This window comes from Vibrio sp. 10N.247.311.47 (genome assembly GCF_041467535.1).
Classification (GTDB): Bacteria; Pseudomonadota; Gammaproteobacteria; order Enterobacterales; family Vibrionaceae; genus Vibrio; species Vibrio crassostreae_C.
Genome location: NZ_JBFSUR010000001.1, coordinates 233,798 through 253,670, shown reverse-complemented (window position 1 = coordinate 253,670; position 19,873 = coordinate 233,798). Strand labels below are relative to the sequence as shown.

The 19,873-nt window shown below is 44.4% G+C and carries 18 protein-coding genes, 1 riboswitch and 1 other annotated feature; of the genes, 6 read left to right on the top strand and 12 right to left on the bottom strand.

Going from position 1 to position 19,873, the window contains the following annotated elements:
* Positions 1 to 3: 3 nt before the first annotated feature.
* From hisB to AB6E51_RS01075, 5 genes are all read right to left on the bottom strand, one after another.
* Positions 4 to 1,092 carry a bifunctional histidinol-phosphatase/imidazoleglycerol-phosphate dehydratase HisB gene (gene hisB, locus AB6E51_RS01095; protein WP_017067390.1) on the bottom strand — a complete coding sequence of 363 codons (1,089 nt, stop codon included), beginning with the start codon at positions 1,090 to 1,092 and terminating at the stop codon, positions 4 to 6.
* Positions 1,093 to 1,221: 129 nt separating this feature from the next.
* The gene (hisC, locus tag AB6E51_RS01090; protein ID WP_372058801.1) at positions 1,222 to 2,262 is read right to left on the bottom strand and encodes a histidinol-phosphate transaminase; all 1,041 of its coding nucleotides are present in this window, start codon (positions 2,260 to 2,262) and stop codon (positions 1,222 to 1,224) included.
* A 9-nt stretch (positions 2,263 to 2,271) separates the two neighbouring features.
* Positions 2,272 to 3,573 carry a histidinol dehydrogenase gene (gene hisD, locus AB6E51_RS01085; RefSeq protein WP_017065318.1) on the bottom strand — a complete coding sequence of 434 codons (1,302 nt, stop codon included), beginning with the start codon at positions 3,571 to 3,573 and terminating at the stop codon, positions 2,272 to 2,274.
* Positions 3,573 to 4,469, bottom strand: a complete 897-nt coding sequence (gene hisG, locus AB6E51_RS01080) for an ATP phosphoribosyltransferase (protein ID WP_017060264.1) — start codon at positions 4,467 to 4,469, stop codon at positions 3,573 to 3,575. Before hisG ends, hisD begins: the two co-directional genes overlap by 1 nt.
* A gap of 53 nt (positions 4,470 to 4,522) precedes the next feature.
* Positions 4,523 to 4,658: a sequence feature (His leader region), on the bottom strand.
* 190 nt (positions 4,659 to 4,848) lie between these two features.
* On the bottom strand, positions 4,849 to 6,441 hold the full coding sequence (locus AB6E51_RS01075) for a Na+/H+ antiporter NhaC family protein (protein WP_372058799.1): 1,593 nt from the start codon (positions 6,439 to 6,441) through the stop codon (positions 4,849 to 4,851).
* Positions 6,442 to 6,553: 112 nt separating this feature from the next.
* Positions 6,554 to 6,731: riboswitch (Lysine riboswitch) on the bottom strand.
* A 364-nt stretch (positions 6,732 to 7,095) separates the two neighbouring features.
* On the opposite strand from AB6E51_RS01075, the gene AB6E51_RS01070 reads away from it, so the two are divergent.
* A complete protein-coding gene (locus tag AB6E51_RS01070; RefSeq protein ID WP_017060262.1) occupies positions 7,096 to 7,506 on the top strand; it encodes an H-NS family nucleoid-associated regulatory protein in 411 nt (136 codons plus the stop codon).
* A gap of 194 nt (positions 7,507 to 7,700) precedes the next feature.
* On the opposite strand, the gene AB6E51_RS01065 is transcribed toward AB6E51_RS01070, so the two are convergent.
* Together AB6E51_RS01065 and AB6E51_RS01060 are read right to left on the bottom strand one after the other, a co-directional pair.
* On the bottom strand, positions 7,701 to 9,005 hold the full coding sequence (locus tag AB6E51_RS01065) for an inosine/guanosine kinase (protein WP_017060261.1): 1,305 nt from the start codon (positions 9,003 to 9,005) through the stop codon (positions 7,701 to 7,703).
* Positions 9,006 to 9,107: 102 nt separating this feature from the next.
* Entirely contained in the window at positions 9,108 to 9,377 is a 270-nt protein-coding gene (locus tag AB6E51_RS01060; protein WP_371720809.1) for a hypothetical protein, read from the bottom strand.
* Between the two features lie 204 nt (positions 9,378 to 9,581).
* On the opposite strand from AB6E51_RS01060, the gene mnmA reads away from it, so the two are divergent.
* The 3 genes from mnmA to purB all read left to right on the top strand — a co-directional run bounded on the left by mnmA (position 9,582) and on the right by purB (position 12,893).
* Positions 9,582 to 10,718 carry a tRNA 2-thiouridine(34) synthase MnmA gene (gene mnmA / locus AB6E51_RS01055; RefSeq protein WP_372058556.1) on the top strand — a complete coding sequence of 379 codons (1,137 nt, stop codon included), beginning with the start codon at positions 9,582 to 9,584 and terminating at the stop codon, positions 10,716 to 10,718.
* Between the two features lie 43 nt (positions 10,719 to 10,761).
* Positions 10,762 to 11,379: a high frequency lysogenization protein HflD gene (gene hflD / locus AB6E51_RS01050; RefSeq protein ID WP_017060259.1), complete on the top strand. Its 618-nt coding sequence runs from the start codon at positions 10,762 to 10,764 to the stop codon at positions 11,377 to 11,379.
* Between the two features lie 143 nt (positions 11,380 to 11,522).
* Positions 11,523 to 12,893: an adenylosuccinate lyase gene (purB, locus tag AB6E51_RS01045; RefSeq protein ID WP_372058557.1), complete on the top strand. Its 1,371-nt coding sequence runs from the start codon at positions 11,523 to 11,525 to the stop codon at positions 12,891 to 12,893.
* Between the two features lie 314 nt (positions 12,894 to 13,207).
* Here the strand turns inward: purB and htpX are convergent, their stop codons facing one another.
* Positions 13,208 to 14,071: a protease HtpX gene (htpX, locus tag AB6E51_RS01040; RefSeq protein WP_029235495.1), complete on the bottom strand. Its 864-nt coding sequence runs from the start codon at positions 14,069 to 14,071 to the stop codon at positions 13,208 to 13,210.
* 277 nt (positions 14,072 to 14,348) lie between these two features.
* Between htpX and AB6E51_RS01035 the strand changes: the two genes are divergently transcribed.
* Entirely contained in the window at positions 14,349 to 14,516 is a 168-nt protein-coding gene (locus AB6E51_RS01035) for a hypothetical protein (RefSeq protein WP_017060256.1), read from the top strand.
* Between the two features lie 114 nt (positions 14,517 to 14,630).
* Here AB6E51_RS01035 and bioD read toward each other — a convergent pair whose 3' ends face one another.
* Genes bioD through bioB form a run of 4 tightly spaced genes read right to left on the bottom strand, consistent with a single transcriptional unit; the run spans position 14,631 to position 18,365 of the window.
* Complete coding sequence (gene bioD, locus AB6E51_RS01030) at positions 14,631 to 15,314, bottom strand: dethiobiotin synthase (protein ID WP_017060255.1); 684 nt, start codon at positions 15,312 to 15,314, stop codon at positions 14,631 to 14,633.
* Positions 15,311 to 16,114 (bottom strand): malonyl-ACP O-methyltransferase BioC, encoded by an 804-nt coding sequence (gene bioC, locus AB6E51_RS01025; protein ID WP_017060254.1) that lies wholly within the window; start codon positions 16,112 to 16,114, stop codon positions 15,311 to 15,313. The genes bioD and bioC overlap by 4 nt, the downstream gene beginning before the upstream one ends.
* On the bottom strand, positions 16,115 to 17,326 hold the full coding sequence (bioF, locus tag AB6E51_RS01020; protein WP_017060253.1) for an 8-amino-7-oxononanoate synthase: 1,212 nt from the start codon (positions 17,324 to 17,326) through the stop codon (positions 16,115 to 16,117).
* Positions 17,313 to 18,365 carry a biotin synthase BioB gene (gene bioB / locus AB6E51_RS01015; protein WP_016792500.1) on the bottom strand — a complete coding sequence of 351 codons (1,053 nt, stop codon included), beginning with the start codon at positions 18,363 to 18,365 and terminating at the stop codon, positions 17,313 to 17,315. Before bioB ends, bioF begins: the two co-directional genes overlap by 14 nt.
* A gap of 159 nt (positions 18,366 to 18,524) precedes the next feature.
* Here bioB and bioA point away from each other — a divergent pair, with 159 nt between their 5' ends.
* The gene (gene bioA / locus AB6E51_RS01010) at positions 18,525 to 19,802 is read left to right on the top strand and encodes an adenosylmethionine--8-amino-7-oxononanoate transaminase (RefSeq protein ID WP_372058558.1); all 1,278 of its coding nucleotides are present in this window, start codon (positions 18,525 to 18,527) and stop codon (positions 19,800 to 19,802) included.
* Positions 19,803 to 19,873: the final 71 nt, after the last annotated feature.

The window sequence follows — 19,873 nt, the reverse complement described above, 5'->3', positions numbered from 1 at the left end:
CCCTTACAGAACGCCTTTGCTGCTTGGTAACTCGTTACCTTCAACTTTGATTGCTTGGCGAAGAGTACGGCCAAACGCTTTGAACAGGCTCTCAATGATGTGGTGATCATTATTGCCATCAGAAGAAAGGTGTAGCGTACAAGCCAATGTATCAGTTAGAGAACGGAAGAAGTGAACCACCATCTCGGTTGAAAGATCACCCACTTGCTCACGGCTGAATTTAGCATCGAACTTCAGGTATGGGCGACCAGAAAGGTCTAACGCACACTGAGCCAAACACTCATCCATTGGTAGGCTGAAACCAAAACGGCCAATACCACGTTTGTCGCCTAGTGCATCTTTCAATGCTTGGCCTAAAGCAAGAGCGGTATCTTCTACTGTGTGGTGATCATCGATGTGCAGATCGCCTTTCACAGTCAGGTTCATTTGGAAACCACCGTGTGTCGCGATTTGATCAAGCATGTGGTCGAAGAAACCCATGCCGGTATCGATCTTGTTGCCACCGGTTTCATCAAGGTTTACTGCAACCTTGATATCTGTTTCTTTAGTGGTACGAACTACTTCAGCAATACGCGCATTAACCGTCAGATCTTTAACGATTTGTGGCCAGTTAAGCGTGCCTTCAGTTTCCGCATCCGGGCTATATTGAATACCGCGGATTGCCATGTTCTCTGCCAGTTGAAGATCCGTCATTCGGTCGCCAATCACAACAGAGTGTTGGAAATCGACTTTACCGCCTTGTAGGTACTCTTTAACCATACCCAGTTTAGGCTTACGGCAAGAGCAGTTGTCTTCGTCAAAGTGAGGGCAAATAAGCACGTCGTCAAACTTAACGCCTTGAGATTCGAAGAACTCCATCATCATATTGTGTGGTGCATCGAAATCTTCTTGTGGGTAGCTATCGGTACCTAAACCATCTTGGTTAGTGACCATTACTAAGCGGTAACCAGCATCTTGCAAAGCAAGCAGGCTAGGAATTACTCGCGGTTCGAATTTTAGCTTGTCTAAACGGTCTACTTGAAAGTCAACTGGCGGCTCAACAATTAAGGTGCCGTCACGGTCTATAAAAAGTATTTTCTGTTGTTTACTCACTTGAACTTCCTTTTAATTTTAAATCTGGTGGCCTAGCTAAAATCAAACGCTAACCCAAAATATTGGTTTCACTTGCCAGCCCAATTAATCAACTCAAACTGGCAAATGTTATTACTGGTAAGCCTTTCATTACTGATAAAAGTTACGAATGAATCCAAGTGTCTTTTCGCACTCTTCGCGGTTACCAATACTAATACGAACACAGTCTTCAATAGGTGAATTACGCAAAATAATGCCCGTATCCCAAGCCGCTTTAAATAACTCATCGCCGTTCGGGAATTTCACCAGTAAGTAGTTACCCCAGCCATCAAAAACCGTCACTTGAGGCATACCTAATAGACCCGCCTGCAAATACGCTCGGTTAGCACTTAAATCTAGAACTTGGAACTTAGCTCGCGCTAGTCCTTGTTCAGAAAGCGCTTGAACGGCAATATCAGCAACTGGAATTGGAACTGGGTAAGGCGCAATCACTTTCAACAGTACATCGATAAGCGCTTTGTTCGCCAGCGTAAAGCCACAACGTAAACCCGCCAGAGCAAAAGCTTTCGACAAGGTACGCAGAATCGCAAGGTTCGGGTATTGCTCAAGCAAGTCGACCGTTGACGCTTCTGGACAGAAATCGATATACGCTTCATCCATCACCACAATCGCTTTGTCTTGCGTCATTTCAAGCAGTTTGATGATGTCTTTGCGATCAACTAAGTTACCCGTTGGGTTGTTTGGGCTACAAACAAACACTACTTTCACGTTGTCTAGTTGAGATTCAATAGCAGGAAGATCCAATTGCCATTCAGCCGTTAAAGGCACAACCTTGCGCTCAACACCAATCGTCTCGGCACTGATGGCGTACATACCGTAAGTCGGAGGGCAGTAAAGAATAGCGTCTTCGTTCGGCTCACAGAAAGCACGAATCAGTAATTCAATACCTTCGTCAGCACCACGCGTTGTCAGAGTTTGCTCTGATTTCACGCCTGCGTATTGAGCGTAAGCATCAATCAGCTCTTTTGGCTGACATTCGCTGTAACGGTTAAGACGAGACAAGTTCAGGTTGTACTCGTTATCAAACGGAGATTCGTTGGCGTTTAGCCATACATCACCAGTACCGCCTATGCGTCTTGCAGACAAGTAAGGTGTTAGAGCCTGAACTTGTTTTCTTGCTAACTTTTCCATGCCCTACCCTTATTTCGCTTTATTTAACTTTTCAACTCGGATAGTCACAGCGCGTTTGTGTGCATCCAAACCTTCGGCTTCCGCCATTGTTACTACTGTTGGCGCTAGGCCTTTCAACCCATCGGCTGTTAGCTCCTGCACCGTCATTCGCTTAGAGAAATCAGCCAAACCTAGGCTTGAATACGTCTTGGTATAACCGTAAGTCGGAAGAACGTGGTTTGTGCCGGATGCGTAGTCACCTGCAGATTCTGGAGACCAGTCACCAAGGAAAATTGAGCCTGCATTATCTAGCAATGGCAGCAATTCACGTGGGTTCTTGGTTTGAACGATCAAGTGCTCAGGACCGTAGAAATTCGAAATCGCAATCGCTTGAGTGATCGATTCAGCAATGATGATTAAGCTTGAAGCCAATGCTTGCTGAGCGATGTTCGCACGAGACAGTTCTTTCAGTTGCTTTTGAACCGCTTCTGTTACTTGGTCTGCAACCACTGGAGATGGAGTTACCAATACTACTTGAGAGTCAGGCCCGTGTTCCGCTTGGCTCAACAAATCCGCTGCAATGAAGTCTGCATCAGCCGTTTCATCAGCAATCACTAACACTTCAGATGGGCCAGCTGGCATATCAATAGCTGCTCCGCGGAAGTCATTACTCACTTGGCGCTTTGCTTCCGTAACGTAGGCATTACCTGGGCCGAAGATCTTATCGACTTTAGCCACACTCTCGGTACCGTAAGCCATTGCTGCAACCGCTTGACCACCACCAACGTTGTAAACTTCGTCGATCTTACAAAGCTTAGCGACATACAAGATTTCATCAGCGATTGGCGGAGGTGAACAAAGCACAACCTTACGACAACCCGCGATTTGAGCAGGAACACCTAACATAAGAACCGTTGACGGTAGTGGCGCACTGCCACCGGGAATATAAAGGCCAACAGTATTAATCGCGCGCGTCACTTGCTCACACACAACACCAGGCTGTGTCTCAACCTTAATTGGCTGCGGCTTTTGAGCTTCGTGAAACTTAGCAATGTTGCTATAAGCTTGCTCTAACGCTTGCTTCATCTCTGGTGTTAGACGAGCACACGCCTCTTCAATCTCACCCGAACTGACTCGGATAGATTCTGGAGTTACACCATCAAACTTTGCAGTCAGCTTTTTAAGCGCGGCATCGCCTTCATTTCGTACTTTTGCAATAACATCAGAAACAGTCGCTGTGATGTTTGCACCTTCAGTAATAGCTGGACGCTCTAATACCGAGTCTTGCTGTGATTCACTTAAAGATTGCCAAACAACGGTTCTCATCGTCACTACCCCATCATTTTTTCGATTGGTAATACTAGAATCGAGCTTGCACCCAACTCTTTCAGCTGTTCCATTGTTTCCCAGAACAAGTTCTCTGTACTTACTAGGTGCACGGCAACTTTGTCTTTGTCTGTAGATAGAGGAAGAACCGTTGGATCTTCAGCACCAGGCAGTAGTGCTTTGATTTGCTCTAGTTGAGAGGTTGGCGCGTGAAGCATGATGTACTTCGACTCTTTCGCTTGTTGAACACCCTGCATACGAGTCAGTAGTTTTTCAATCAGTGCGGTCTTGTCTGCGTCGAAGTCGCCAACACGTTGAATCAGTGTTGCTTTCGATTGGAAGATAGCTTCTGCTTCTTTTAGGCCGTTCGCTTCAAGCGTTGCACCTGTAGAAACTAAATCAGCGATAGCGTCTGCAAGGCCAGCGCGAGGCGCGACTTCAACCGAACCTGTTAGCATACAAGTGCTGAACTCAACACCCTGCTCGTCCATGTAGGCTTTAAGTAGTTGTGGGTAGGTTGTCGCAATACGTTTGCCCGCTAAGTCTTGTGGCCCGTTGTATTCTTCGTCTTTATTAATAGCGATTGAAAGGCGGCAACCACCGAAGTCTAAACGACGTAGTGTGCGGAACTCTGAAGGCTCTTTAAGAGCAACACGATCTAGACGAACTTCTTCTAGTTCATTTTCACCGATGAAACCAAGGTCAACTACACCATCCATGATAAGACCTGGGATGTCATCATCACGAACGAGTAACAAGTCGATTGGCATATTTAGTGAATGAACAACTAGGCGCTCACCCATGATGTTAAATTTAACACCACATTTTTTAAGTAGGTCTTGGCACTCTTTACTTAAGCGACCTTTCTTTTGAATTGCGATTCTTAGGCGTTGTGTCTGCATTGCTGTATCCCTGTGCAAATATTTGAATTTATTGATTATTTAAAAGCGCTAAAACTAAAAAACCCTCGGAAGACTTTGTCATCCCGAGGGTTTAAATCTAAATTCTTTGACTTAACCTCCGGGAGTAATCTTGCTCCCGGGTATACGTAAATCTCCCCGAAAGACTAGATAGGGTGATGATGGTGATGAATGTTCATTACTAATTTACGCATACTTATCAGCTCTTAGGTTGTTTGCTGTCTTGTCTCCACACTAACTAAGCTGACATCCTTTTTCAACCATTTATTCGAACTTTTTTCACGAAACTTAAAATTAAATTAACAGGCACAAAAAAGGGAGGCAAACGCCTCCCTGATAGTTTACTGATTAACTTTCAGTTTTAGCTTTTGCACGTCGCCATTTTGCAGCGAGAGAAGTAAGCCAATGCAAAACATACAGCAACAAACGTTAGAGACGCTGCGCCAAATGCGATGCCAATTGAAGATGTCATACCTAGAGTGATGAAACCAATGCACGATACGAACGCTACAGACAACGCGTATGGAAGCTGAGTCGAGACGTGGTCGATGTGGTTACAACGAGCACCAGTAGAAGACAGAATCGTCGTATCTGAGATTGGAGAACAGTGGTCACCAAATACTGCACCCGCTAGAACCGCACTTAGCATTGGAAGAATCAGTGCGATATCCGATGCTGCAGCCATATCACCCGCGATTGGTAGCATGATACCGAACGTACCCCAAGATGTACCTGTAGAGAACGCCATAACGCCCGCTAGAAGGAACAACATAACCGGTAACCAGTGGTAATCAATGCTGCCTGTTACTAGAGACGATAGGTAAGAACCCGTTTTCATGTCGCCGATAACAGAACCGATAGTCCATGCAAACACAAGAATCAGAATCGCGCCAAACATAGAGCTAGCACCGATCCACATTGTTCTTGCGATATCAGTCATAGATAGCTTTTGCTTGAATACTGTCGCTAGTGCTACTAGTAAGCCGATAACACCACCGTAAACAAGAGATTTACCAACATCTGTATTTTCGAATGCACCAAGTAGGTTAAACGCTTGACCATCAGCAGCTAACGCTTGACCGCCTGTGTAAAGCATCGCAGCTACAGTCGCTACGATCAATGAAACGATCGGCATGATTAGGTCAGAAACAGAACCGTTCTCGCTCTCTTCGATGTCTAGCTCTTCGTTTAGATCGTGAGCTTGCTGGCTATCGTTGTCGCCTTCAAAGCCACGACCTTGAGACGCTTCGATCTCGTGATCGCGCATCTTACCAACATCTAGACCGAACCACGCCACTGCGAACACCATCAATAGTGCAAATACCGCGTAGAAGTTCATTGGAATAAGACGAACATAAGCACCTAGAGCAGAATACTCTGTCACACCATGTGTTACTAAGATGCCACCAATAATAGTAATGATGTAAGCACCCCAACTAGAAGCTGGCATGATCACACACATAGGAGCCGCAGTAGAATCAAGAATATAAGCTAGCTTAGCGCGAGATACGTAGAAACGGTCTGTAACAGGACGAGAGATTGCACCCACTGCCAAGCTGTTGAAGTAATCATCAACAAAGATGAATACACCTAAAAATGCAGCAAGCAGTTTTGAACCACGCTTGCTCTTAACTCGAGACTGAGCCCACTCAGCGAATGCACGAGTACCACCAGAAAGCGTTAATAGCGCTGTTGTCATTCCAAGAATAATTAGGAAAGCAATGATGCTCATGTTCCAAGTATTGATACCACCATCTTCGATGAAAACACCAGATGCTTTAGTAAATACGTAGCTAGCGGCATTACCTACTGAATAGTCAGCCAGTAAGATGGCACCCATAACGATACCGACACCCAAAGAAACCAATACACGGCGGGTAACAATAGCAAGGCTCAAAGCCACAAGGGGCGGAAGCAAAGATAAAGGTGATGTTGCAAAATCTATTAAATTCATGATCTTCAAAAACCAGTTTTTTATTTGGCTAGAGATCTACTGCAGACAAACTTGATACGGCTGACCAAGCTCATGTTGAACTAAGCGAAAGGGAAGTGAACACTTCACCCAACCCTACAGTAGCGCTCCATAGTTTAAAATTAAGACTATGGCAGTGTTGTACCTATTGAGCACAACCCCAGCAAATTGCTTAGATATACAATTTACTTCGGCAATTACACCTTTCATTCCCGTTCATTGGCATCACCCCAACGGAAGTTACTTTTTATAATTGCACCTCTACGTGCGATAACATTATTAACCGTGTAAACCAGAGTTTAACAACAAATTAACCAACACCTCGCATCAGGTAGCCGCAATTGTACTCATCAAGAGCAACAATGCAACATATCATTCCGAGAAAAATAGCTTTTTGTTAATGAACTAATCAATAGAAGAATAGTCTACATAAGTTGACTACTCCACCTGTCACATATCATTTTTTAAGATATTCTTAATAATTATTATAAATTCAATAGAAATACTGCTCTGAATTTTCAACTATTCATCTCACTTTTATATTTAAATATGTAATAGAAGAAATACTATTTGTTTTATTCCTAGGCTCTGTTTATTATTAGGAAGATTATTTAGTTTACCTTGATGGAAAATATCATGTCTGAATTAACAAAAACTCTATTAAATATCCGCAGCCTTCGTGCGTTCTCACGTGAATTAACTCTTGAGCAACTTGAAGAAGCGCTAGACAAGCTGACTATTGTTGTACAAGAGCGTCAAGAGTCTGAAGCTGAAGAGCGTGCTGCTAAAGCAGAGCAAGAAGCTAAGCTTTCTGCTATTGCTGAACAAATTGCAAAAGACGGAATTGATGTTGCCGATCTTATTGCTGCACTTTCTGGTGAAGCAAAATCTAAAACAACAAAAGCTAAACGCGCTCCTCGCCCAGCGAAATACAAATACGTAGACGCAAACGGCGACGAGAAGACTTGGACAGGTCAAGGCCGTACGCCTTCAGCTATCCAAGAACAGCTAGATGCTGGTAAATCTCTAGAAGAGTTTGCTATCTAAACATTTAGTTTACTTAGTGAGTAATCAATTACACGCTAAGCGATAGAATTAATATTTAAGTCGACCCAAGTATTATTTACGACTTCAATATATTCAGAAACAAAAAAGGCTCCTTTCGGAGCCTTTTTTATATTTGTACTATCAGTATTAGAAACCAACTGATACTGATAGTACTACTGATTAAAGAAAGTAACTTATCTTTCCCAGTACGCTTCTTCTAGGCTATCTTCTCTTTCAGGAAGGCCACGAGATAAACGTGGAGAGTGTTGAACCAACACTTCATAGCTAGCACGGTTAGAATATTTACAAACTTGTGAGAACGAAGAGTACGTCAAGAATGAATGTTGGTGTTTACTTGAGTTTGGCACGTTTTCTTTGTGGTACTTATTAGCAGCCATATCATGTAATAAAGCTGATAACGCAGCATCACCTGCACCATTGGTATTTTTGATCTTTTCTGGTCCACCCATGTATGGCGCAATGTGCGAATACACTTTAGTTGGGTTTTCACATAAATCTTTATGCGCAGGACGGCTAAATTCAAAACGGTTGAATTCCGCAATTGAACCTGGAAGTAAAGGCAGTGACGTTTCACGCTTAGCTGCATCTTCTGTATAACCAGCCATAAATAGGCCAACAGGTCCCGCAGTACATAGAACAAGGTCTACCCAGTCTAGCGCTTTATCTGATGCAGCCAGTGGATCGCTTTCACCCGTTAACGCTTCAGCTTCGTCTTCATTCATTGCAACAACCGTTACGTGTTGCTCAAGGAAATCTTTCCAGAATTCTGGATCATCTTGAATAACGAACTTAGTACCTAGTGTAAGAACGACTGGCACATCGTATTTCTTCGCGTATTCGATCGCTTTCATTGTTGCTTCAGGCATCGGGTCGCCTGGCTTACAGCGAACTAAATAAGCCGTTAAAACTAAAGCAGAAGCACTTTTGAAGATTTTTTCAGGAATGCTTTCTGGTTTTAATTGGTTCATTTGTCCTTCGCTAATTGCGAAAGTACGTTCACCGTCTTCTGTAATTAATGCAAAGCAGCGACCAATTGCGCCATCTACCCCTTGTAAATGGTTCAGATCCATTCTGCTTGATGTATTACATAAATAGCGATAACCGTAACTACCAATCTTAATATCTTGGCTCATTACACCTAACAGTGTAGAACGGTCATCCGCTAGCACTGAATAGTTGTGTAATGTGTTACCAATTGTGCCACCAGCGTATTCATTGGTAATCAGGCACTGCTCTTTTAATTCTTGATACAAAGATTCAGCGGCTGCGTCGCCAATAACCAGTGAATGTCCCTTGCTCAAACCATACTTCTCAATAAGTTCAGAACTCACCTTTGCTTCAATATCCACCAATGTTTGGTCAATACCGATAATATGAGTGCGTGACATTCTTTTACTGCTTTGAGCTTGGCTCACTAGAGGATCACGAGCGTGAACCGGAAAGTAGTGCTTTGATTTACGTTGTCCAGGGAATTTCATAGGGCTAGTCTAAGTCAAGGGGAAATAGGTGGCGGATTCTACCGCGCTATATTTAACGCGGCAATCTTTCAAACTATAGCAAACGTTTGCTGAAGGTTTTTTTTATTCGGCTTCCATAAAGCTTAAATCAGGCAGCATACCCAAATGCTCTGCGTAACGTTTTTGATTAAACTCCGCGCCGTTTTTCATAACGTCAAATACTTCAATTGCCAGTGCACATGCCATAGCCGCAATTGCTTCTTCACGTGGAGTGCCTGTCATCATTAAACGCATCAACGTCTCTTTCACTTTCACTGGTTCGCCATCTTCAAGCTGGTTCTCGATGATCTCAATCAGCTCTTCTTCTTGCATAAATTCATTTTGTTCAGACATTTTTTTATCTCAGGTCTTGGATTTCGAGCGACTATGCCACATATACTTCTGACATCATAGCGACTCACCTCGCTCTCATGCGATTCTCTAACAAAGTCAGCGCACTATTTGTGCAAATGAAACTGTGATTCCGGTCTCGGATCTGTCACGGCGTTTCTCTTTCTGTTAGAATCTGCGACCAAGTAATAGTAACGGTGTTTAGACATGTCAGATATCAGCTCTGGAAACAGCGAAAAGAAAGTAATTGTCGGTATGTCCGGCGGTGTAGATTCGTCAGTCTCGGCGTATCTTCTTCAGCAACAAGGCTATCAGGTAGAAGGCCTTTTCATGAAAAACTGGGAAGAAGACGATAACGAAGAATACTGCACGGCAGCTGAAGATCTTGCTGATGCTCAAGCGGTATGTGACAAACTAGGTATCCACCTTCACACTATCAACTTTGCTGCAGAATACTGGGACAACGTATTCGAATACTTCCTTGAAGAGTACAAAGCAGGTCGTACACCTAACCCAGATATTCTTTGTAACAAAGAAATCAAATTTAAAGCATTCTTAGAGTTTGCGGATGAAGTGCTAGACGCAGACTACATTGCGATGGGTCACTACGTTCGTCGTACTTTCCCAACTCAAGAAGAGCTTGATGGCGGCGTAAAACCAGAAATGCTACGCGGTCTAGACAGCAACAAAGACCAAAGCTATTTCCTATACACGCTAAGCTCAGATCAAGTGGCACGCAGCCTATTCCCTGTCGGTGAATTAGAGAAGCCAGAAGTGCGACGTATTGCTGAAGAGCAAGACTTGATCACAGCTAAGAAGAAAGATTCAACAGGCATCTGCTTTATCGGTGAGCGCAAGTTCACTGAGTTCCTAGGCAAATACCTACCAGCACAACCGGGTAACATCGAAACACCTGAAGGCCAAGTGATTGGTCAACACCAAGGTTTGATGTACCACACGCTAGGTCAGCGTAAAGGCCTTCATATTGGCGGCACTAAAGGTGGTGGCGGTAACGAAGAACCATGGTTTGTTGGTGAAAAAGACCTTAAGCGTAATGTACTTATCGCAGTACAAGGTAAAGACCACCCTCTTCTGAAATCAGAAGGCTTGATCGCATCTCAACTTCATTGGGTAAATCGCACACCAATTACTGAAGTTATGACATGCACGGTAAAAACACGTTACCGTCAAACAGATATTCCTTGTACAATCATCCCAATTGATGATGAGAACATTAAGGTTATTTTTGATGAGCCACAAATCGCAGTGACCCCAGGTCAATCTGCAGTGTTCTACCAAGGCGAAGTATGTCTTGGTGGTGGTATCATCGAAAAGCGCATCTAATCAATCAAACGACAAACGATAGAAGACAACTAGGAGTTACTACGTGGCTAATACACTTTATGACCGTACTATTGCTTTCGCCGGAATTTGCCAAGCTGTGGCTTTGGTTCAACAAGTAGCGAAAGACGGCCATTGTGATAAAGATGCCTTTGAAGCTTCACTCAGTGCCATTTTAAATACCAACCCATCGAATACCGTGGGCGTATTTGGACGTGAAGCGAACCTAAAGCTTGGCCTTGAGTGCTTAGTAAAAGGTATCGATAGTACTCCAGCAGGTAGCGATATCACGCGTTACATCATCAGCTTGATGGCGCTTGAGCGTAAGCTGTCTTCTCGCAACGACTCTATGTCTCAGCTTGGTGACCGCATTCAAACTGCAGAGCGCCAAACTGAACACTTTGATCTGTTTGACGAGCAAATGATCAGCAACCTTGCAAGTATCTACCTTGATGTCGTCAGCCCTATCGGCCCTCGCATTCAGGTTTCTGGTACTCCGTCTGTACTTCAGCAGACATCGAGCCAACATAAGGTTCGCGCACTGCTTCTATCAGGGATTCGAAGCGCTGTGTTATGGCGTCAAGTTGGCGGTAAACGTCGCCACCTTATCTTCGGTCGTAAGAAGATGATCGAGCAGGCTCAAATCCTACTAGCTCGAATGTAGTTTATTAGCTCGCGCCTCGTCGCGAGCTTGTTTTTTGTATCAACACAACTCTCACGCAAACGATTGCGCAATGTGCGTGACAATTGAGATTGTTACTGGTATAAACCTCTCAAAATTTAGAAAACTCAATTCAGGAGAACACCATGGAACTGTCAGCATTGACTGCTGTTTCACCAGTAGACGGCCGTTACGGAAGTAAGACTATTGCATTACGCAGCATCTTTAGTGAGTTTGGACTACTAAAGTACCGCTCTATCGTTGAAATTCGTTGGTTACAAAAGCTTGCAGCAACTGATGCAATCAAAGAAGTACCAGCGTTCAGTGCAGAAGCTAACCAGTTTCTTGATGAACTAGCCGCTAACTTCAGCGAAGAAGATGCTCTACGTATCAAAGAGATCGAGCGCACGACTAACCACGACGTTAAAGCGGTTGAGTACTTCTTGAAAGAGAAAGTTGCTGGCGTTCCTGAACTTCACGCTGTAAACGAATTTATTCACTTTGCATGTACTTCTGAAGACATCAACAACACCTCTCACGCGCTTATGCTTAAAGAAGCTCGTGACACAGTGATTCTTCCAGAAATCCGTAACGTAATTGATGCTATCAAAGCACTTGCGAACGAGTACCGTGATATTCCATTACTGTCTCGTACACACGGTCAGCCAGCTTCTCCTTCTACTATGGGTAAAGAGATGGCTAACGTTGCGTACCGTATGGAACGTCAATACAAGCAAATCGAAAACGTTGAGATCCTAGCGAAAATCAACGGTGCTGTAGGTAACTACAACGCACACCTTTCTGCATACCCAGAAGTTGAATGGCACCAGTTCAGCGAAGAGTTCATCACTGAATCTCTTGGCGTAACTTGGAACCCGTACACAACTCAAATCGAACCTCACGATTACATCGCTGAGCTGTTTGATGCTGTTGCTCGTTTCAACACAATCCTTCTGGACTTCGACCGTGACGTTTGGGGCTACATCGCTCTTGGTCACTTCAAGCAGAAGACTATTGCTGGCGAAATCGGTTCTTCGACAATGCCGCATAAAGTTAACCCAATTGACTTCGAAAACTCTGAAGGCAACCTTGGTCTAGCGAACGCAGTATTCAGCCACCTTGCACAAAAACTTCCAGTTTCTCGCTGGCAGCGTGACCTTACTGACTCTACGGTTCTTCGTAACCTAGGTGTGGGTGTTGGCTACGCAATCATTGCATACACTTCGACTCTGAAAGGTATTAGCAAGCTTGAAGTTAACCGCGCTGCGCTACTTGCTGAACTAGACAAGAACTGGGAAGTATTGGCTGAACCAGTACAAACAGTAATGCGTCGTTACGGCATCGAAAAACCATACGAGAAGCTAAAAGAGCTAACTCGTGGTAAACGTGTAGATGGCGAAGGCATGCGTGCATTCATCGATGGTCTTGAGATTCCTGCAGACGAGAAAGTTCGTCTGAAAGAGATGACTCCAGCAAACTACATCGGTCAAGCAATCGAGCTAACTGACAAGCTGTAATATTCGAATTTCGAATCGCAGAATAGACTAAGGCTTCCCATGTGGAAGCCTTTTTGTTGAGCGGAACAAAGTGTATTGAGCACAAGAGACGTCAGCAAAATAATACAAAGCAACCCAGTATCATTACCCTACTCATCTCAATCCGTGCGATATCAACCAATCAATATCGTAATGCTTCATCACCAGTAACCCTCTATCGCCAGACACCTATTCCTCGAATACTTACTGTCTTAGATGCCAAGATCAAAAAAGACCTCCCGAAGGAAGCCTTTCAAATGTATCTTGTCGATTAGCGACTGAAGAATACGTAGCGATTACATGTTACGTAGAGAAGCAATACGCTTGTCTAGCGGCGGGTGGCTCATTAGAAGCTCTGTTAGAGACTTCTTACCGTTGATACCAAATGCCATCATAGAACCTTCTAGTTGTGGCTCATGGCTCACCTTTAGACGCTCTAGCGCTGCAATCATCTTCTCTTTACCCACTAGGTTCGCTGCACCTGCATCGGCATGGAATTCACGATGACGGCTGTACCACATCGTAATGAAGCTTGCTAAGAAACCAAATACCAATTCCAACACCATAGACACACCGAAGTACACCATCATGTTGCTGCCACCCTCTTCTTCGTTGTCATTCGACGCAACAATGTTGGCGATGAAACGAGATAGGAAGATAACGAACGTGTTCACTACACCTTGCATTAACGTCATGGTCACCATATCACCGTTCGCGATGTGGCTCACTTCATGCGCTAATACTGCTTCAGCTTCATCACGCGTCATGTTGTGCAGCAGGCCTGTTGATACTGCTACCAATGAATCGTCACGCTTAGCACCTGTCGCGAATGCGTTGATGTCTGGCGAGTCGTAGATCGCCACTGTTGGCATACCAATACCAACTTGTTGAGATTGACGGCTTACCGTCTCCATCAACCAATGTTCTGTTTCGTTACGTGGGCTTTCAATGACCATGCCGCCTACCGAGCGTAGCGCCATTTTCTTCGACATCATTAATGAAATGAATGAGCCGCCAAAACCAAATACCGCAGCCATCACCAATAAACCTGAGAGGCTACCGGGTTGCATACCTGTAACTGCGTATACAACATTAAGAACAACACTTAGTACCAATACAACCGCTAGGTTAGTTGCAAGGAACAACATTACTCGCTTCATTACTTATCTCCGCATGAAAGCTGTTTTTATAAAACTTATTGTTATAGACAAGGCAGACAGCAATAGATTCCAACCTTGAAGACTTATACTTACTTATACATATAGTCTTAGATTAAGAAAACAAGGTTAAGCATTAAATTGCAACATTTGATTACGAGACCACATCCGAATTAAATACACTCTATTAGACCTAAGTCGTATGGTGTCGATATAACAATCCGTTTACAGTGACTTCAGATGATTTATTGTCTAGTCCATGTACAAAAAGGAAAGGATCATGGTTGAAGGTACTAACACTCAAATGGCTATCGATTTACTGTGCTGTCACCTAGGGATTACTGAAGAAGAAGCGAAAAAGCAGGTTGGAATCCTAACACCGCAAACGGCACAGACAAAAATCACAGAAACTCAGCAAGCTTTAATGGGACTGACTAAAGAACATTAGTTCTAAGCTTGTTTATTAAAAGACCGGTTGTTTATCAACTCAAGGTCTAAAGGCTTAAAATAGCAAAAGGGCTGCAATCGCAGCCCTTTTCTTATTTAGTACATAACGTGGTAATTAAAGCGCAAGCAAAGGCTGCACATCAATGTACTTACCAATGTTTTTAGACTTCGCTTTTGGGACGTAAGGGATTTCACCTAACTTAGGTGCACCTAACTTATCTTCAAGCATCGCAATAATATCTGCGTAGTGCTCAGTACCTGGATTGATACGGTTTGCGACCCAACCTACTAGGTTTAGGCCATCAGCACGAATCGCTTCTGCCGTTAATAGAGCGTGGCTCAAACAACCAAGTTTAATACCCACAGTCAGTACCACTGGCAGTTGCTCTTTTTTAACCCAGCTAGAAAGATATTCATCGTCTGAAACCGGGACTCGCCAACCACCAGCACCTTCAACTAACACGATGTCAGAGTTTTTCTTATGCTCTTCTAGCTTCGCTGATAATACCGCCTCATCAATTACAACACCATCATGCTTAGCAGCGATGTGAGGCGATGATGGTAGCAACAACGCGTATGGATTGACGTCTTCGTAAGCAATATCTTGCGTCGCCGCTTCTTGAAGATGCAGTGCATCACTATTACGTAGTCCTTCAGGGGATTTTTCACTCCCTGCAGCAACTGGTTTGTAACCAATTGTTGATAAATCTTGTGCGGCCAAAGCTTGAAGAATCGCTTTTGAAACCACAGTTTTTCCCACTTCGGTATCCGTACCTGCAATGAATAATGCATCAATCATAATTGAATAACCCCTAAACAAACTTGATATGTTGCTGGTAAGAAACCTTGATGGTTCTTAAACTCTCGATATTCCCGATCAACAAGCTGCAACATGCGACGACTTGTTAAACCTTGTGAGCGACCACTTACGTGATTAGCGCCGATACCTTTAAGGTCGCGCATCAGTTCAAACGCAGTGTCGTACCAAACGGTGATGGTGGGCAAGTCTAGTTGATGAACGGTACAGCTAGATTGCGCTAACGCAATTTTTACCTTATTGATTGTAATAAAATGGTTAACGTGTTGATGTGCGTCAATTTTGGACCACGACTTTTTCAGTTCAAACAGCGACCCATCAAGCAAAGTTGAGAAAATAACACGCCCACCAGCCGCTGTAACACGCTTCATCTCTCTCAAAGGCGACGACAAATCGTCACACCATTGCAACGCAAGGCTAGAGAAAACGATGTCAAAGCACCCATCTTCAAACGGCAATTGTTCGGCATCGGCTTGTTGATATAAAGATACAGATGCACCACACCGCTTCTCTGCTGTTGCTAGCATTCCAACAGAAAGATCAGCGCAAACCACTTCGGCGCCTCGTTTTACAAGTTGCTCGGAGAAATAGCCAGTACCACAACCTAGATCCAGCACCTTAAAGCCTGACAGATCGCTGGGTAATTTATCCAGTAATCGGTGGCCAACATCGCGTTGAAATTCAGCGTGTTTGTCATAGGTTGTTGCCGCTTTACCAAAGGCTTCGGCAATCGCACTCTTATCTTGGCCAACGTAATTATGCACTACTGCTTCTTGTGACATTTACTGAGCCTCTTTATTTGATTCAAAGCTTGGATGGATACCCGGTTCAGTGCTTAAGTCGATGTTTCGTTCAATGGCTTGATGCAACGACCTGGTTAACTGGAGAATCTGTTTTGGGCTATGGTTAGCTGTTAACGTGATTCGTAATCGAGCAGTTCCAGCAGGTATGGCTGGCGGCCTTATTGCGGTCACCCAAACTTGGTTTTGCTTTAACTCTTCAGCTATTGATAATGCCGCTTGTGCTTCACCTATCACAAATGGCTTAATCGGAGTCTGAGTATCCACAAAGCCTTTCAAGCCGCTCACCTGCTCTGCATAGAGAGACCCTAACTCAGTCAGCTTTTCTCGGCGCCACTCTTGAGTTTGAGTCATCTTACAGGCATGAGATAAAGCCACCGCTTGTGAAGGTGGCATCGCCGTCGAGTACACATGATGACGAGCAAACTGAGTTAAGTAATCACCCACTTCTGACGAACAAAGAATCGCAGCACCAGAAACGCCAAATGCTTTGCCAAAGGTCACCACCAAAATATCGGGGGAGATTTGTGCTGCACTGCAACTCCCAGCTCCTTTATCACCTAATACGCCGATACCGTGGGCATCATCAACCGCCAACCAACTGTCGTATTGATGAGTCAGGTTAGATATCTGGCTGAGAGGCGCTTGATCGCCGTCCATGCTGAATACGCCCTCAGTGACGACCAAGGATTGTAGAGATCGGCTTAATAGAGACTCTAGATGCTGCGTGTCGTTGTGTTTAAAGCGTTTCATGGTTGCATGAGAAAGCATCCCCGCTTCCATCAAAGAGGCGTGATTAAGCTTGTCTTGCAGCAGAGAGTCGTCTTTTTCGAGCAGAGAAAACAACAAGGCTTGGTTCGCACTGAAACCAGAACTAAAGAGAATCGCACGTTCAAAGCCCAACCATTCACACAGCTGAGCTTCTAAATTTCTATGAGCAGGACTAAAACCCGTGACCAATGGCGATGCCGCACTGCCAGCACCATAAAGGGAAAGCCCCGCTTGCCACGCCTCTACCAATTCAGGGTCGTTCGCCAAGCCTAGGTAATCATTACTCGAAAAATTAATAAAGCGAGAACCTTCGCAATTAAGCAAAGGACCATTACTGTTTTCGAGCACTTTAAGTTGACGAGTTAGCCCCTGCTCACGGCGTTGAACAAGGGCATCTTTGATACGGGATTTAAACAGTGGCATCGTAGAACATGTCATCTTTCGTTGGACGAGCAGCAACGCGCTCCACTACTTGATCTAACAGTTCGTTTTCTTGAATTTCATCAGGCTTCTGAGCCACTTGTTGGCTGTTGATGCCTAACTTCTTAAACAGCTGCATGTCCGTGTCTTCATCTGGGTTTGGCGTAGTCAGTAGCTTACAACCGTAGAAGATAGAGTTCGCGCCAGCCATGAAGCACATCGCCTGCATCTGTTCATTCATATTCTCGCGACCTGCAGATAGACGAACCGCTGACATTGGCATCATGATACGAGCAATCGCAATCAACTTAATGAAGTCAAAAGATTCAACATCATCGACGTTTTCCATCGGTGTGCCTTTCACTTTCACGAGCATGTTGATTGGCACACTCTCAGGGTGTACCGGAAGGTTCGCTAGCTCTACCAGCAGGCCTGCACGGTCATTGGTACTTTCGCCCATACCAATAATGCCACCAGAACAGATCTTCATACCGGCATCACGTACGTGAGATAGCGTATCTAAACGATCTTGGTAAGTACGAGTGGTGATGATGCTGCCGTAAAACTCGGGAGACGTATCAAGGTTATGGTTGTAGTAATCCAAGCCTGCATCCGCTAACTCGCCAGCTTGATCAGGGGTTAACATGCCTAGTGTCATACAGGTTTCTAGACCCATACCTTTCACACCTTTGATCATATCAGTCAAGTGAGGCATATCGCGTTCTTTCGGGTTTTTCCACGCCGCGCCCATACAGAAACGAGTCGAGCCCGCGTTCTTGGCTTTTTGCGCCGCATCCAAAACACGCTCTACTTCCATTAGGCGTTCTTTGTCGACATCCGTTCGGTAGTGAGCACTTTGAGGACAATACTTACAGTCTTCAGGACAAGCACCAGTCTTAATCGATAGAAGCGTACTCACCTGCACGTGGTTGTGCTCTTGGTACTGTCTATGAACCACTTGAGCTTCAAACATTAAATCCATAAACGGTTTTTCAAGCAGTGCTGTTACTTCAGCAACTGTCCAGTCATGACGAACTTCCACGTGTCGATCCTTTTTTATTATTTGATGTTTCATCTCTATCAATAGAGATTGCATTTATGCTTGGCTAGTCTACCGACAAGCTTTAGACTGTCAACACATTGATAATATCAAAAGTTTACATATGGTTATTTTTTAACCGCACCAAGAATGGAAGTTACTATGGATCTCGCCTTTGATCGCCAGCATATCTGGCATCCCTACACATCAACGTTAACACCTCTGACCTGCTATCCAGTCACCAACGCAGACGGTGTTCACCTAGAATTAGAAGGCGGAAAACGAATTATTGATGGTATGTCATCTTGGTGGTCAACCATCCACGGCTACAATCATCCAGAGCTAAACGCTGCAGCTCATAGTCAAATCGATAAGGTTTCACACGTTATGTTTGGTGGCATCACCCACCAGCCCGCTATCGATCTATGTAAGAAGCTTTTGAATCTCGCGCCAAGTAATCTTGAGCATGTATTTTTGGCCGATTCAGGTTCAGTTGCCGTAGAAGTTAGCCTAAAAATGGCACTGCAATATTGGCACGCTAAAGGACAACCTCGTTCAAAGTTCCTCACACTAAGAGATGGCTACCACGGTGATACCTTTGCGGCGATGTCAGTGACCGACCCTGACAACTCGATGCACAGCCTCTACAAAGGCTTTTTACCGGAACATATTTTCGCTGATTCACCAAAAACAGGCTTTTGGGATGAGTGGAACTCAAGTGACATCGATAGTTTTAAAGAAAAGCTGGCAGCACACCATCAAGAAGTCGCAGCGGTGATCTTAGAGCCAATCGTTCAAGGGGCTGGTGGCATGCGCATCTACCACCCTGAGTTCCTAAAACAAGTTCGCTTACTGTGTGATGAATTCAACGTATTGCTGATCTTGGATGAGATTGCGACCGGGTTTGGCCGTACAGGGAAACTATTCGCTTGTGAGCATGCCGATGTTCAACCGGACATCTTATGCGTAGGCAAGGCTTTAACTGGTGGTTATATGACATTGTCAGCGACGCTGGCGAGTAAGGAAGTTGCTGACACGGTATGTGGCGGTGAAGCGGGCTGCTTTATGCACGGGCCAACATTCATGGGTAACCCATTAGCTTGCGCAGTCGGTGCGGCAAGTTTATCCATCATCGAGCAAGGTCATTGGAAAAATCAAACTCAACAGATCGAACAGCTTTTCTCTGAGTTGCTACCACCATTGCGAGAGCATGATCTTGTCAAAGACGTTCGCTGGTTGGGCGCGATTGGCGTCGTTGAAACCCACACACCTGTCGATATGGAAACCATCCAAGCTCACTTTGTAGAGCAAGGCGTTTGGATCCGTCCGTTTGGTAAGCTAATTTATATGATGCCTCCGTTTATTATCAAACCACAACATATTGAGCAATTGGTCGCTGCTATCGACACTGCATTACAAAATACTCATTGCTTTAAATAAGGCGTTTATTGCTCTAAACAAGAGCGACGATTATTTCTATATATCTTCATTAATAAATCATTTAATTAAAC